Below are 13,223 nucleotides of genomic sequence, written 5' to 3' on the forward strand. Positions count from 1 at the left end.
CGAATGAGCCGAGCTTCTACCCGCTCGACGCCGACGCGGCTGGAGCAGCCGATAACGGCGAGCGTACCTCCGGTTCATGAGCGTGCCGAATTTCTCAAATAATTCAAACCGGGGGCGTTAGGATCGTGGCACCAATACTGTGATCGACCGCGTTGAAGCCCGGTTGACCGCACCCATCCCACAACCAACCGCAATTCCTGGCTCATGCGCTCTGTCCCTTCAGTTTCACGCTCAGACGGATGGCGGAGACGAGGAAGAAGATCGCGCCGAGGCTTGCGTATCCGGCCGCGCCTGAGATCATGCCGCTGCCCTGAAGCCCCTGGAAGAGGAATCCGGCACCAGCGAACACCGAGATGCCGCCTGAAAGCATCTGTGCGACCTGGCCGCCGTTGCGGCGGTTGCGGATCGCGGCAATCAGCTGCGGGACTCCGACGACGATCGCCCACACGCCCCAGACCGCAAGAACCGCGGGGAGAGCAATCGAGGACGAGATGCCGAGGGCGATCGCAATTGCGACGCTGATGACGACGTTGAGCCATTCGACTGTCTTCGAGCGCTGCTGATCCGGGTCTGCGCGCAGCTGCCACAGCACCGCACCGGCGTCGAAGACGGGGTAGATGACGAGGAGGCCCGTCAACAGCAGGGTCGGGTCGGCGGCTTTGGCTGCGGTGGCGAACATGATCCCCACCCAGACAGCGGCGAAGGCGAAGCGGACGAAATACAGCTTGCGCAGCGAACGGCTATAGGCCGCCGAGGTGCCAGATTGCACGTCCGTGGACTGTGCTGCGGTGGATTGCGTGGTCATTGTTCTGCTCCTGGTGAAGTCGTGTGGTCGCTCAGGCGACGGTGGTGGTGAGGGTGACGGGAATATTGCCGCGGGTCGCGTTCGAGTAGGGACACACCTGGTGCGCAGCCGCCACGAGCGCCTCAGCAGCGTCCTGGGCGATACCGCCTCCAATGTGCACACGCATCGTGGCGCTGAGGACCAAGCTGCCGTCGTCGGTCTTCGTCAGCGACACATCCGCGGTGACAGTCGAGTCGGTCACGGGCGTCTTCTGCTGCGCGGCGACCATCTTCAGGGCTGAGTGGAAGCACGATGACCATCCGGCAGCGAACAGCTGCTCGGGGTTTGTCGCGCCACCGGGGCCGCCCATCGAAGTGGGAGTGGCCAGGGTGACGTCAAGCAGGCCGTCTTCGGTGACCGCGCGGCCCTCGCCGGTCGAGGTGGCGGAGGTGGTGTAGAGCGTGGCGGACATGCGGTGTCTCCTTCTGGATGATGATGCGAACTAAGTAGAGTTACTAGTTCGTCTACTTCAATAATGTAGACTACTTCGTATACCGACGCAAGCAGCACAGACGAATTCGGAGAAAATCGATGCCACAGAAGGCCTCAGAAAGCACTCGCAGCAGATCGGGTTCCACCACGCGTGAACGCATTCTTCGGGCCGCGAATGAGATGTTCTACGCGCACGGGATCCGCGGCACGAGCGCGGATCGCATCATTGCGCAGGTGGGCATCACGAAAGTCACCTTCTACCGTCACTTCCCCACGAAAAGCGACCTCGTCGTCGCCTATCTGCAGCAGCAGGCCGCCGGAGAGCGCGCATGGTTCTCCTCGATGCGCCAAGTCGAGGATCCGGAAGGCTCGCTGCATGCGATCGCAGAGGGTGTCGGCACGGCGAGCTGCAGCCCGGGGTTTCGCGGCTGCGCGTTCATCAACGCCGCCGCAGAGTTCGCAGACCCGCAGGATCCGGTACGTGCAGTCGTCGATGAGCATCGGCAGTGGATGCTTGACGAGTTCGCCTCAATCGCAGCCGAGGCCGGGGCCTCAGATGCCAGCCTCACGGCCCAGCAGCTCATGATCCTGCGCGACGGCGCAATGGTCAACGGCTACCTCGGCGAATCTGCGTCCGTCACAGCGGCACTCTCCGCTGCATTCGCCTCGGTGATCGCCGCAGCGAACCTCTGAACCGAGCCCAGAAGGGCATCCACGATCGCTGTTGAGGCGAACTTGCTACGCACGGTACCCGCCGTCGATATTCAGCACCGTGCCCGTGACGTAGGACGCTTCCGGGCTGGCGAGGAAGACGACACCCGCAGCAATCTCCTCTGGCCTGGCGTATCTGCCGATCGCCGTCGTGGAGAGGAACATGGGTGCGACAGCACTGTCGGCAGGGTTCATCTCTGTGTCGGTAAAGCCGACTTGAACCACATTCACCGTGACTCCTCGGTGCGCGAGGTCGCGCGCGGCGCCGCGACTGTAACCCTCGAGAGCAGCCTTCGACGCTGCATAGTCAGCCATCCCGGGGAAGCCTGTGCGCGTGGCAACTCCACTGCTGATGCTCACGATCCTCCCGCCCTCAGGCAGGATCGGGAACGCTGCTCTGATCGCTGCGACTGGGCCGGTGTAGTTCACCGCGAACTGGTGGTCGATACCGGACTCGTCAATATCCTCGCTGTCGATCGGGGCTGCGGCGGTGACTCCCGCATTATTGACCAGTATGTCGAGGCGACCGAAATGCTCCTTCACGCTGTCGATGAGACCTGCCGCCTGCACCGCATCCGCCTGGTCGGCGCGAAAGGCTGCCGCGCGCACTCCTTTCGCGTCCAGATCAGCGACCACTGCCTTGGCCCGATCCGCCGAGGCTGAGTAGCTGATCGCCACATCAGCTCCTTCATCGGCCAGCGCCCGGGCCGATGCTGCCCCGATCCCTCGAGATCCACCCGTGACGATCGCTACCTTGCCATTCAGCTTTCCCATGATCTTCCTGCCTCCATCCCGATCTGCAATGTCATTATTGACCGTGCGGTCCACAATAGTGAGTTCTGGACCATTGAGTCAAGAACACGTACCCTGGGGTCATGGCACGTCCACGAGCATTCGACGAGACACAGATACTGAATGCGGCCCAGGAGCAGTTCTGGGACGCAGGCTACGCCGCGACATCGATGGAGGACCTGATGCAGGTCAGCGGGCTGGGCAAGGGCAGCATCTACGCGGCATTCGGCGACAAGCGCCAGCTCTTCCTCCGAGCACTGCGCAACTACATCGAAGGCAACCACGAGCAACTTCGGAGAGTCCTCAGCGATACCCCTCGCGCGATCGACGCTCTGCGGATGCTGCTCGACGCACCGGTCGACGAGGGGGCCGACTCTGGTGTTCGGCGGGGCTGCCTGCTAGCCAACAGCACCTGCGAGCTGGGCAATGCCGACCCGGAGGTTCTCGCCCTCGCTCATGCGACCTACGAAACATCGACCGAACTTATCGCCGATTGCATTTCCCGCGCCCAGGATGAAGGCGGTCTGCCGGCCCAATCGGATGCGATTGGGCTGGCACGCGCCATTCTCACCGCTCAACAAGGGATCGTGTACATGAGTAGGACGGGAATGACCACGGCCGCACTCAAGGCCACATCCCGGTCACTCGCAGATCACCTTCTCCCCGCCCACTCCGGCGCCTAGACCGTCAGGTACCGCGCATCACCGGCAAAAATCCCGCATCTCAAGAAATAATGCATTATTTTGAAGATAATATTGGAAATCGTCAGATTCTCGTCTAAGCTCAAGATCGTTTGGTTCCGAGAGTGGCTGCCTGGTCACGTGCACGTTGTCGTGCACAGTGCAGCGGACTGCGACGTCTGCACGTGTCACATCGGAGGCTGACACGACACTGGTCTCAATAACTGGAGCTGACGATGACGTCGATACGACGACCGAGGTGGAAACCACTGGTTGCCTGCCTGTCGATCTGCCTGCTCGCTCTGAGCGGCTGCAATCCCGCGCGCAGCGGCAAGCAGGAGAAGTTCGAACTGCGCTTTGCCCATGTGACGTCGACGGGTACGCCGAAGGGACTGGCCGCCGACTACTTCGCGAAGCAGATCGAGGAGAAATCCGACGGTCGTATCCAGGTCGAGGTGTTCCCGAACTCGGAGCTCTACGGCGACAAGGATGAGATGCAGGCACTGCAGTCCAACGCCGTGCAGATGCTCGCCCCGGCGAGCGCGAAGTTCACGACGATCGCACCGAGCCTGCAGGTCCTCGACCTGCCATTCATCTTCGACGAACCCGATGAGATCCCGGACATCGTCAGCCCTGAGACCGAGATCGGCAAGGCGATCTACGCCAACCCCGACCTCGAGGCCAACGGGCTCAAGGTCCTCGGCCTGTGGGACTCCGGAATGAAGCAGATCCACTCGAACAACCCAACGCTCTCGCCCAAGGACATGAAGGGCAAGAAGTACCGCATCCAGCCTTCCGACGTTCTGCGCACCCAGTTCGAGACCTGGGGCGGAATCCCCTCTCCCTTGGCCTTCGCGGAGGTCTACAACGGTCTTCAGCAGGGTCTCATCGACGGCGGTGAGAACACCTACTCGAACATTGAGTCACAGAAGATGCATACGGTCCAGAAGTACGTGACCGAACTCGACCACGGGTACATCGGCTACATCCTCACTGTGAACAAACGGTGGTACGACGAACTGCCGGCTGACCTGCAGGAAGTCGTCGACGAATCCGCTGACGAGGCCTCCGCATTCAATAGGCAGGAGTCGCAGAAGGTCAACGCAGAGTCGAAGCGACTCATCGAGGAATCCGGTGGCACGACAATCGTCGTGCCCACGAAGAAGGAGCGCCAGTCGTTCAAGGACATGGTTGTGCCCTCCGAGTACGAGAGGTACCGGGATGTCATCGGCCCCGAGGTCGTCGACGAGCTCCTGCAGCGTGACAAGGAACGGGAGTGACGATGAGAACCTTCGACAAGTATCTGAGCCGGGTGGAGAACTTCCTGGCAGGCGGCAGTCTCATCGGCGCTACAGCACTTGCGGTCTTCGCGGTGCTTCTGCGCAACATCACCGGTGATGTCCTGTTCTGGTCCGAAGAGGCCATCATCTACCTCATCATCTGTTCGACTTTCTTCGGCGCAGTCGTGACTCTGCGACACAACGAACACGTGGCCGTGGACATCATGCCGACGCTCCTCAAGGGCAAGAAGAAGAAGTTCTTCGTTGTCCTCGGTGGTCTCATGACTCTCGTCTACGCGGGGTTCATCGCCTACCTGTCCTGGGCACTCATCAGTGAGCCCTTCTCACGGACGACGATCACCCCGGCGCTCAAACTGCCCCTGTGGGTCGTCGAACTCTCGCTTGCTGTGGGGATGACGCTGTTCTTCATCCGTGCGGCCGAGATGCTCATCCGTGCCGTCAAGGCCCCAGCCGAAGAACTCGACAAGGACGTGTTCGCTGAGGAAGCCGCGGCGGTCGGCATCGACGTCAACGACATCGCCATCGATGACTCACCGACCACTCCCGGCCACAATCACAAGGCCGGGGAGACCAACCTCGGCGATGACGACGACACGAAGGAAGGGGATCGCTGATGCTCGAAGCAACATTCGTTCTCATTGCAGTCCTCATTCTGCTGCTCGTCACCTCGGCGCCCATTGCGGTGGCACTGGGCCTGACCAGCCTCGTCTACTTCTACTACTTCACGCTCATCCCGATGACCCAGGTCACGGAACGGCTGTTCAATGCGCTCAACTCGTTCCCGCTCATGGCGATCCCCTTCTTCATCCTCGCAGCCAACATCATGTCCCGCGGCGGAATCTCGCGGAGGCTGACCGACTTCGGTGCCGCGATGGTCGGGCACCTGCGCGGCGGAATGGCGATCACCACGGTGCTCGCGTGTATGTTCTTCGCTGCGGTCTCAGGTTCGTCACCGGCCACGGTCGTCGCCGTCGGTGCGCTGATGATTCCGGCCATGATCAAGAATGGCTATCCGAAGGAGTTCTCCACGGGGCTCGTGGCCACCTCGGGGTCCTTGGGCATCCTCATTCCCCCGTCGATTCCGCTCATCGTCTTCGGCATCGCCACCGAGCAGAACATCGGCGACCTGTTCCTCGCCGGTATCCTGCCGGGCATCCTTGCCGGTGTCATGCTGCTGGGTATGGCCGTGTTCGTGGCATGGAAGAAGGGCTACGGACACGCGGGAGCCGGCTTCAAATTGTCGAATGCCGACAAACTCAAGGCCTTCCGCGACGCCATCCTCGCACTGGCGCTGCCGTTCCTCGTCCTCGGCGGCATCTACTCCGGCTGGTTCACCCCCACCGAGGCGGCGGCCGTGGCAGTCGCCTACTCCCTGGTGGTGTCGTTGGTCATCTACCGCGAGATCAAGATCTCGCAGCTGTGGGAAGTCACGCTCTCGTCGGTGAAGACCTCGGCGATGGTCATGTTCATCATCGCCAACGGCATCCTGTTCACCTTCGTCCTGGCCAGCGAACGGATCCCGGGGTCGATATCGGCTACGATCACCGACTGGGACCTGCAGCCCTGGCAGTTCCTCATCCTCGTCAACATCCTGCTGCTATTCGTGGGCTGTGTGATGGAGACATCCTCAGCGATCCTCATCCTCGCGCCGATCCTGCTGCCGATCGCCATGGAACTGGGCATCGACCCGATCCACTTCGGCATCATCGTCGTGATGAACCTGGAGATCGGCATGATCACGCCACCGCTGGGGCTCAATCTCTTCGTCGCCTCCGGCATGTCGGGCATGAGCGTGATGAGCGTGGCGAAGGCCGCGATTCCGAGTGCGCTGGTGCTGCTGGGTGCGCTCATCCTGGTGACCTTCGTACCGTTCTTCGCGACGGCGTTCGTGGGGTCGTAGGCGGAGAGACCTACTGAACTGGAGCGGACGGACAGTTCGTAACTCGGGTGAGTTCTTGAAATGGCGGTGCATGCGGCAACTAGCATGCACCGCCTTTTTGGATGACGCACTGCGTGCGTATGGGTGCGCCGCGCGTGCCTTACAGTTCGCTGGCTATGCCGATAGATTTCCACGATCCCGCGACGCGGACCACTTACGCTCAAAGGCTTGCTGACAACAGCTGGTCGGACACGATGACTGGCCTCGTCGACCCCCGCGGCACTCGAGTTGCAGACATCGGCTGTGGCGGTGGCATCTACTCAACAGCCTGGCTCAACCTTGGTGCGGCATCGGTAGTCGGTGTGCTGAAGAACAAGAAGGCCTGTCCTTCGTCGCTGGCAACGCGACCGATACCAGCCTACCGAGTGGTGCCTACGACGTGGTTTTCCAGAAAGCCCTCATTCACCATTTGCCTGACCCAGCGAAAGCATTCGCCGAAGCGAAACGACTGCTCGCTCCGGGCGGCACTTTGATCGTTCAGGACCGCACGATGGAAGATGTGCGCAAACCAGGCAGCAGCGAACATCTACGTGGCTACTTTTTGAGGTCTTTCCAAAACTTCTGGCCGTTGAAGAACAGCGTCGCCCCGAGTCGGAAACTATTACTTCCTCTCTTCGCGCGCTCGGGTTTTCTGAGGTATCAACGTCTCAACTAGCTGAAAAGCGCCGGACCTATTCAGACGTGGAATCCCTCAGACAGGACCTGGCAGTTCGGACAGGACGGTCGATTCTTCATGACCTCACCGACAAAGAAATTGAGTCCCTCATAGACGTCATTTCCGCCATGGTCTCCGGGATGGATCGCATTGACGAAATCGACTATTGGACCGTATGGACAGCGACAGTACTTTGACACACGCAGGCCGCTAACGCCACGCGCCCTATCCAATCTCAACAATGTGGTTCTGGTACGCCCAGACCACGGCCTGAAGGCGCGAGCGCACTCCGAGTTTGGGAAGGATTCGTGCCAGGTGGGATTTGACCGTCGCCACCTCGACGGTCAGCTGTTCGGCAATTTCACTATTGGTCATTCCCTGCGCAAGCAGCATGAGGATCTCACGCTCGCGGGTGGTGATCACGGAGAGAGCACGAGAGGGAGTCACCGGCTGCAGCCGACGACGTTGAACGTATTCGCTGACGATCCGCCGAGTCAGTGAGCGGTCGAGTGTGCCGTAACCGCCCGCCACATGCCGGACCGCACGGAGGATCTCCTCGGGGTCGGAGTCCTTGAGCAGGAACCCCGAGACACCGGTCTCAAGAGCACGGAACATGTAGTCGTCGATATCGAAGGTCGTCAGCATGAGGACGGGAATCGGCGGATCAAGCTGTGGGGGTGAGATTCGGGCGGCGACCTCGATGCCATCCATCACGGGCATTCGAATGTCGAGGCAGGCGATATCCGGACGCAGTTCGAGCGCGAGCTCCAGCGCCTCACCCCCGTCTGCAGCTGCGCCGATGATCTCGATATCGGGTTCTGCGTCCAGCAGTGCGATCAGTCCCCCTCGTACGAGTGGCTGATCGTCGGCGAGAAGTACACGGATCATGAGATTCCTCGATCTGGGTCACGTGGGATGGTCATCTGTACGACCCATCCGCCATTCTCATCTGGCCCTGCTTCACAGGTTCCGCCGATGAGTGCCGCACGTTCCACCATGCCGAGTATTCCAAGGCCGCTTCCACTGGTGTGTGTTTCGCCGCTTCTGGCCGTTTGCGCTTCGCCGGTGGAGTCTCGCGCAGTGTTGCGCACGGTCAAATGCAACGCTTCCGGGTCCGTCCCTTCAATCACGACTGTGCAGGACGAACCGGGGGCGTGCCGGAGAGCGTTGGTCAAAGACTCCTGGACCATTCTGTATCCAGCGAGCTGGGCCAACGGTCCCACCCTTCGGCCGGGGTCCGTTCCTTCTTCGGCCTGGATCTGCAGTTCAACCTCGGCGCCACTCGACCGAACTGCGGTGACGAGGTCGGCGATGGTGGCCAGTGTTTTGAGACCTTGGTCGTCATCGTCACGCAAGAGCCCGACAAGCCGGCGCAGGTCGTCGAGGATCTCTCGACTCTGTTCACGAATCTGCAGTGCACCGTCCCGTGCAACCTCGGGATTGGTACTGATCTGACGTGCGATGGTTCCGGCCATCAGTGAGATGCCGGACAGGTGGTGTGCGGCGATGTCATGCAACTCGCGTGCCATAGTCGATCGTTCACGAGCCAGGGCCTCTCCGATCTGAGCATCCCGCTCGCGAGTGAGGGCATTGACGGTCTCTCGCTGAGACGCAGACAACGCTCGCTGGGAGGCAATGAACACCGCCGGCATGAGCGGCAGAAGAACGACGATCGCAGCCTGACCCATTGCGCCAAAGGCCGACGCGATCATGTTCTCCTCGCCAGCGCCGAGGCTGTTGACCCACTGCCCCGAGGCGACGATCACCGCGGTGAGGAGCGCCCACATGCCCAACCGCGACACCGTATTGCTGAGGCCGGTGAAGAACACACTGACGATGATCGGCAGGACTGTGAGTGTAAAAGCCGAGCTCGGCTGCACAGATGCCAGGCCCAGCGGCAGAACAGCGATGAGGAGCATTGTTGCAGCGGGCCAGCGGACCCTGAGGACAAGTGCAAGCGCCTGCAACATGAGAGTCGCTCCCGTGGCAATCCAGTCTGCGTCCATCATGGGCTCGTCGTGCAGCGACGGATCATGAGAGAAGAGCGAGGCTGTGAGAGCCAGAAGAGCGAGGGAGACGACCGCGGTAGAGATGGCGATGATCAGTGCCGATCTCCACCGCGGAAGCTTCACTGGCACCATATTCCGATCATACGTGAAGGTCTCGAGACCATGACCGGGACGCGAAGCGAACACGTTCTCATGAGACATTCCGCAGCGATTCGCTCGCGACCGCCGGGTACCCGAGCCTTCCTCGAGTCGCAATGACGATCAGGGTCGCGGCGACAACGGAGCCCAGTGCCATGGCGATCCAAATCAGGTCACCCTCGCCATCCAGGGTGGGAAAGACCTCGGCCCACATGACGGTGGCGAAGTTGTTCACACTCACGTGCATCAGCATGGACAGCGGGAGGCTTTCTCCGGTGCGGTTGAACACCCAGGACATGACGATGTTGAAGGCGATGCAGAAGACCATGAAGGCGAGCAGACGTGTCCAGGAGGAGTCTGGATATCCGCCCCATTCCGTCAGGAACAGCGGCAGGTGCCATACTGCCCAGATCGGGCCGAGGATGAACGCCGACTTCATCGGAGAGTGCATGCGCTGCAGGCGAGGCAGGGCGTAATCACGCCATCCAGGTTCTTCGGCAAGACCCGTCGTGACGAATTGGATGAGCAGCATCGGGACATAGGCGATGAGCGCAGTCAGCGAGGGCGCGGCAATGTCTGTTCCGACGAACATAGCCCCGGTGAGGACCATTCCGGCGGGGACGGCCAGCAAGGCGATGAGATACCACCTGGGCGCCGCTTTCCATCGCAGCAATCGCCCTACCCACGCCTTCAGCCCGGGTCGTCCGTCGACAAGTGCCGTCAGCAGGAAGGCCGAGCCGATCGGACCCAGGTAGGCACCAGGCAGAACGCCGAGAAGCTGGCTGGTTCCGAGAAGTTCGGGAAAGCTGAAGTCCCCCAGTCCAAGCCCGTTCTGCGAGAGGATATAAGGGGTCCAGGCCAGCCAGCTCAGTGCGTTCACCAGAATGAAGAAGCTGAGCAATGGTCGTTGCTTCACCAGACCGACGATCTTTCCTTCCGGCGGTGAAGTGCGTTGTCGTGGAATGGTTTCGGTTTTGGTTTCATCAGTTTCAAAGGTCATGCATTGATGCTATTGAGATCGGGATCCTTGCCTCTAGACCCAAAAGGGCGCACTGCGAAGATGCATACTTTAGTTGCAAATCGCTTGCTCGCACGGCCTGGTCGGCCTGAACCACGGTCGGTCTGAGCTTCGGCCATGCGCCGACGCGTCGCTTTGTCCACCCCACAGCGCGCTGCCAGCTTTTATCTGGATAATCGTAGTCAGCCGCCTACATGCAGACTTCCGGAAGGAACATGGACGACTATCGAAGTCCCGGCTGGGACATCATTGGCAGTATCAGACCTCAGCAACATCCCGCGCGGGCAGGTGAACTCCGTTGACCTGGCTTCTCTCGCTTCTCATCGGCCTGCTCGTCGTCCTGCTCATCACAGTGGCCACCGGCTACTTCGTGGCCCAGGAATTCGCCTATATGGCCGTCGACCGTTCTCGCCTGGCCGCCCGGTCGGCCGCCGGCGACAAAGCCGCCGAGCGCGCTCAATCGATCACTCGCCGCACCTCGTTTATGCTCTCCGGTGCTCAGCTGGGTATCACCGTCACCGGACTGCTGGTCGGCTATGTCGCCGAACCCCTCATCGGCACTGCCGTCGGTGAGGCCCTCGGCGGGACCGCGATCCCCACCGGCACCGGAGTCGTCATCGGCACTGTGCTCGCCCTGGTCGTGGCGACGATCATCCAGATGGTCTTCGGTGAACTGTTTCCGAAGAACCTCGCGATCGCCCGGCCTGAGCCCTTGGCTATCTGGCTTGCGCGATCGACTGCGATCTATCTCGCCGTCTTCGGTTGGCTCATCACGATCTTCGACAAGGCATCGAACGCCCTGCTGAAGGTCCTGGGGATCGAACCTGTCCACGACGTCGACCACTCCGCGACCCGTCGCGATCTCAAACATATCGTCGCGGACTCACGCCAGAGTGGGGATCTCGTCGACGAAGATTCCCTCATCCTCGACCGCATCCTCGACTTCCCACAACAGAGCGTCGACCACGCCACCGTGCCCCGCTCACGGGTCGATGTCATCGGCGAGGACACGCCGCTTCATCAGGTGCGAACTCTCATGCAGACCGGTCATTCCCGGTACCCGGTACTCAACGACGCCGAGGAGGTGGTGGGCACGATCGATCTCCTCGACGTCCTCTCCGCCGCTGACGGAGACGATCTGCGTCCCTTGCTCAAATCGCCGGTCTTCGTTCCCGAGTCCCTGCCGCTGCCCGACGCCGTGCGCACCCTGACTGAGAATCGGGCCCAGATGGGCTGCGTCGTCGATGAGTACGGAGGGTTCTCCGGCATCGTCACGGTCGAGGACCTCGGCGAGGAACTCGTCGGTGACATCGTCGACGAACACGATGAGGCGATCGAGGAGATCGTCGCAGATGATGACGGCACCTGGACGGCTCCGGGGGCGATGCCCCTCGACGAGCTCTCCCGCGCGCTCGAACGCGACCTGCCCGCCACCTCGGCGCAGACACTTTCAGGCCTTGTCATCGAAGAGGCCAAGGGCTTCCCCGAGGTCGGTGACCGGATCGAGATCACCTTGCCGGTCGACCCAGCCGAGCTCGCCGGCACACGAGCGCCGAGTCCGGTCAGACTCACCGTCGACGTCCTCGAGGTGTCCTCCCATGTGCCCTCCCAGCTGCGGATCGGAATCGAGGTTCAGCGATGAGCAACCCCTGGGTCATCGTCACCCTCACTGTCCTCTTCATCGGCCTCAGCGCGTTCTTCGTCGCCGTGGAATTCGCCCTCATCGCCGCCAGACGCCACCGGCTGGAAGATGCAGCGGCCGACAGCCGCTCGGCCAGAGCGGCGCTGCGCAGCTCCACCGAGCTCTCCGTCCTCCTCGCCGGTTCCCAGCTGGGCATCACGGCGTGCACCCTGGCGCTGGGTGCGATCACGAAGCCTGCGGTTCATCATTGGATCACGCCGGTCGCCGAGGCTCTGGGTCTGCCGCTGTGGATCGCCGACCTCACGGGATTCGTCCTCGCCCTCATCATCGTCACGTTCCTCCATCTCGTCGTCGGTGAGATGGCCCCGAAGTCGTGGGCCGTGGCCCACCCGGAGCGCTCCGCGATCATGCTCGCGCTGCCGATGCGGGCGTTCATGTTCCTCACCCGGCCCCTGCTCCACGTGCTCAACAACGCGGCCAACGCCTGCCTGCGGCTCGTCGGCGTCGAACCCGTCGACGAGGTCGATCAGGGCCACACCTCTGATGACCTGCGCGAGCTGCTGCGCCATTCGGCGCAGGCGGGAACCATCGAACGGGAGTCCTCGGAGGCACTGCTCGGTGCTCTCGAGCTGACTCAGCTCAGCCTCGGCGAACTGGTGGCGAAGCACGGGAAACTGACTGCCGTCGGCCCGCAGGCGACAGCGGACACAGTGCGAGAGGCCGCACAGCGCGATCGCCACCGACGCATCCTCGTGCACACAGCGTCTGGGCAGCCACCGACTCACGTGGTCCATGTCCGCGATGTGCTCGGTCTCGATGGCGGAGACACCGTCACCGAGGTGGCTCGCTCGGTCGAGGTCCTGCCCGCAACGATGACCGTCGGTCGCGCCTTCGGTGCAATGAAGGATGCAGGAACACAGTTGGCACTGGTCGAGCGATCTGATGGCAGCCATGCGGTGGTCACGGTCACCGACGTGCTCAGCTACCTGCTCTCGGCAGACGATTCCGGCAGACGCAGTGCCGAATTCTGAGGTTCACCACCTCGGCGATCCTCGAGCCTGG

The 13,223-nt window shown here is 61.7% G+C and carries 14 protein-coding genes; 8 read left to right on the forward strand and 6 right to left on the reverse strand.

The window, feature by feature from the left end:
- Positions 1-202: 202 nt before the first annotated feature.
- Together JTF07_RS12565 and JTF07_RS12570 are read right to left on the reverse strand one after the other, a co-directional pair.
- Entirely contained in the window at positions 203-805 is a 603-nt protein-coding gene (locus JTF07_RS12565) for a DUF308 domain-containing protein (RefSeq protein ID WP_204234592.1), read from the reverse strand.
- Positions 806-836: 31 nt separating this feature from the next.
- Complete coding sequence (locus tag JTF07_RS12570) at positions 837-1,256, reverse strand: organic hydroperoxide resistance protein (protein ID WP_204234593.1); 420 nt, start codon at positions 1,254-1,256, stop codon at positions 837-839.
- Between the two features lie 119 nt (positions 1,257-1,375).
- Here JTF07_RS12570 and JTF07_RS12575 point away from each other — a divergent pair, with 119 nt between their 5' ends.
- Positions 1,376-1,969, forward strand: a complete 594-nt coding sequence (locus JTF07_RS12575) for a TetR/AcrR family transcriptional regulator (RefSeq protein ID WP_204234594.1) — start codon at positions 1,376-1,378, stop codon at positions 1,967-1,969.
- Positions 1,970-2,014: 45 nt separating this feature from the next.
- On the opposite strand, the gene JTF07_RS12580 is transcribed toward JTF07_RS12575, so the two are convergent.
- The gene (locus JTF07_RS12580; protein WP_204234595.1) at positions 2,015-2,761 is read right to left on the reverse strand and encodes an SDR family NAD(P)-dependent oxidoreductase; all 747 of its coding nucleotides are present in this window, start codon (positions 2,759-2,761) and stop codon (positions 2,015-2,017) included.
- Positions 2,762-2,862: 101 nt separating this feature from the next.
- On the opposite strand from JTF07_RS12580, the gene JTF07_RS12585 reads away from it, so the two are divergent.
- From JTF07_RS12585 to JTF07_RS20895, 5 genes are all read left to right on the forward strand, one after another.
- Entirely contained in the window at positions 2,863-3,462 is a 600-nt protein-coding gene (locus tag JTF07_RS12585) for a TetR/AcrR family transcriptional regulator (RefSeq protein ID WP_204234596.1), read from the forward strand.
- 233 nt (positions 3,463-3,695) lie between these two features.
- Complete coding sequence (locus JTF07_RS12590) at positions 3,696-4,739, forward strand: DctP family TRAP transporter solute-binding subunit (protein ID WP_204234597.1); 1,044 nt, start codon at positions 3,696-3,698, stop codon at positions 4,737-4,739.
- A 2-nt stretch (positions 4,740-4,741) separates the two neighbouring features.
- Complete coding sequence (locus JTF07_RS12595; protein WP_252199806.1) at positions 4,742-5,374, forward strand: TRAP transporter small permease; 633 nt, start codon at positions 4,742-4,744, stop codon at positions 5,372-5,374.
- On the forward strand, positions 5,374-6,660 hold the full coding sequence (locus JTF07_RS12600) for a TRAP transporter large permease (RefSeq protein WP_204234599.1): 1,287 nt from the start codon (positions 5,374-5,376) through the stop codon (positions 6,658-6,660). Before JTF07_RS12595 ends, JTF07_RS12600 begins: the two co-directional genes overlap by 1 nt.
- Before the next feature lie 328 nt (positions 6,661-6,988).
- On the forward strand, positions 6,989-7,354 hold the full coding sequence (locus JTF07_RS20895) for a class I SAM-dependent methyltransferase (protein ID WP_353843965.1): 366 nt from the start codon (positions 6,989-6,991) through the stop codon (positions 7,352-7,354).
- 225 nt (positions 7,355-7,579) lie between these two features.
- On the opposite strand, the gene JTF07_RS12610 is transcribed toward JTF07_RS20895, so the two are convergent.
- Genes JTF07_RS12610 through JTF07_RS12620 form a run of 3 tightly spaced genes read right to left on the reverse strand, consistent with a single transcriptional unit; the run spans position 7,580 to position 10,501 of the window.
- The gene (locus JTF07_RS12610) at positions 7,580-8,242 is read right to left on the reverse strand and encodes a response regulator (protein WP_204234601.1); all 663 of its coding nucleotides are present in this window, start codon (positions 8,240-8,242) and stop codon (positions 7,580-7,582) included.
- Complete coding sequence (locus JTF07_RS12615; protein WP_204234602.1) at positions 8,239-9,495, reverse strand: sensor histidine kinase; 1,257 nt, start codon at positions 9,493-9,495, stop codon at positions 8,239-8,241. Before JTF07_RS12615 ends, JTF07_RS12610 begins: the two co-directional genes overlap by 4 nt.
- 58 nt (positions 9,496-9,553) lie before the next feature.
- Entirely contained in the window at positions 9,554-10,501 is a 948-nt protein-coding gene (locus JTF07_RS12620) for a CPBP family intramembrane glutamic endopeptidase (RefSeq protein ID WP_204234603.1), read from the reverse strand.
- 316 nt (positions 10,502-10,817) lie between these two features.
- Between JTF07_RS12620 and JTF07_RS12625 the strand changes: the two genes are divergently transcribed.
- Entirely contained in the window at positions 10,818-12,161 is a 1,344-nt protein-coding gene (locus JTF07_RS12625) for a hemolysin family protein (RefSeq protein ID WP_204234604.1), read from the forward strand.
- Positions 12,158-13,192 carry a CNNM domain-containing protein gene (locus JTF07_RS12630; RefSeq protein ID WP_204234605.1) on the forward strand — a complete coding sequence of 345 codons (1,035 nt, stop codon included), beginning with the start codon at positions 12,158-12,160 and terminating at the stop codon, positions 13,190-13,192. The genes JTF07_RS12625 and JTF07_RS12630 overlap by 4 nt, the downstream gene beginning before the upstream one ends.
- The last annotated feature ends 31 nt before the right edge of the window (positions 13,193-13,223 follow it).

This window comes from Brevibacterium sp. RIT 803, from assembly GCF_016892625.1.
In the GTDB taxonomy this organism is placed as follows: Bacteria; Actinomycetota; Actinomycetes; order Actinomycetales; family Brevibacteriaceae; genus Brevibacterium.

Bases quoted from the DNA above. Each gene is read 5' to 3' on its own strand.
- JTF07_RS12585 (WP_204234596.1), top strand. From the start codon at position 2,863: ATGGCACGTCCACGAGCATTCGACGAGACACAGATACTGAATGCGGCC.
- JTF07_RS12590 (WP_204234597.1), top strand. From the start codon at position 3,696: ATGACGTCGATACGACGACCGAGGTGGAAACCACTGGTTGCCTGCCTG.
- JTF07_RS12615 (WP_204234602.1), bottom strand. From the start codon at position 9,495: ATGGTGCCAGTGAAGCTTCCGCGGTGGAGATCGGCACTGATCATCGCC.
- JTF07_RS12630 (WP_204234605.1), top strand. From the start codon at position 12,158: ATGAGCAACCCCTGGGTCATCGTCACCCTCACTGTCCTCTTCATCGGC.
- JTF07_RS12575 (WP_204234594.1), top strand. From the start codon at position 1,376: ATGCCACAGAAGGCCTCAGAAAGCACTCGCAGCAGATCGGGTTCCACC.
- JTF07_RS12610 (WP_204234601.1), bottom strand. From the start codon at position 8,242: ATGATCCGTGTACTTCTCGCCGACGATCAGCCACTCGTACGAGGGGGA.
- JTF07_RS12620 (WP_204234603.1), bottom strand. From the start codon at position 10,501: ATGACCTTTGAAACTGATGAAACCAAAACCGAAACCATTCCACGACAA.
- JTF07_RS12595 (WP_252199806.1), top strand. From the start codon at position 4,742: ATGAGAACCTTCGACAAGTATCTGAGCCGGGTGGAGAACTTCCTGGCA.
- JTF07_RS12565 (WP_204234592.1), bottom strand. From the start codon at position 805: ATGACCACGCAATCCACCGCAGCACAGTCCACGGACGTGCAATCTGGC.
- JTF07_RS12600 (WP_204234599.1), top strand. From the start codon at position 5,374: ATGCTCGAAGCAACATTCGTTCTCATTGCAGTCCTCATTCTGCTGCTC.
- JTF07_RS12570 (WP_204234593.1), bottom strand. From the start codon at position 1,256: ATGTCCGCCACGCTCTACACCACCTCCGCCACCTCGACCGGCGAGGGC.
- JTF07_RS12580 (WP_204234595.1), bottom strand. From the start codon at position 2,761: ATGGGAAAGCTGAATGGCAAGGTAGCGATCGTCACGGGTGGATCTCGA.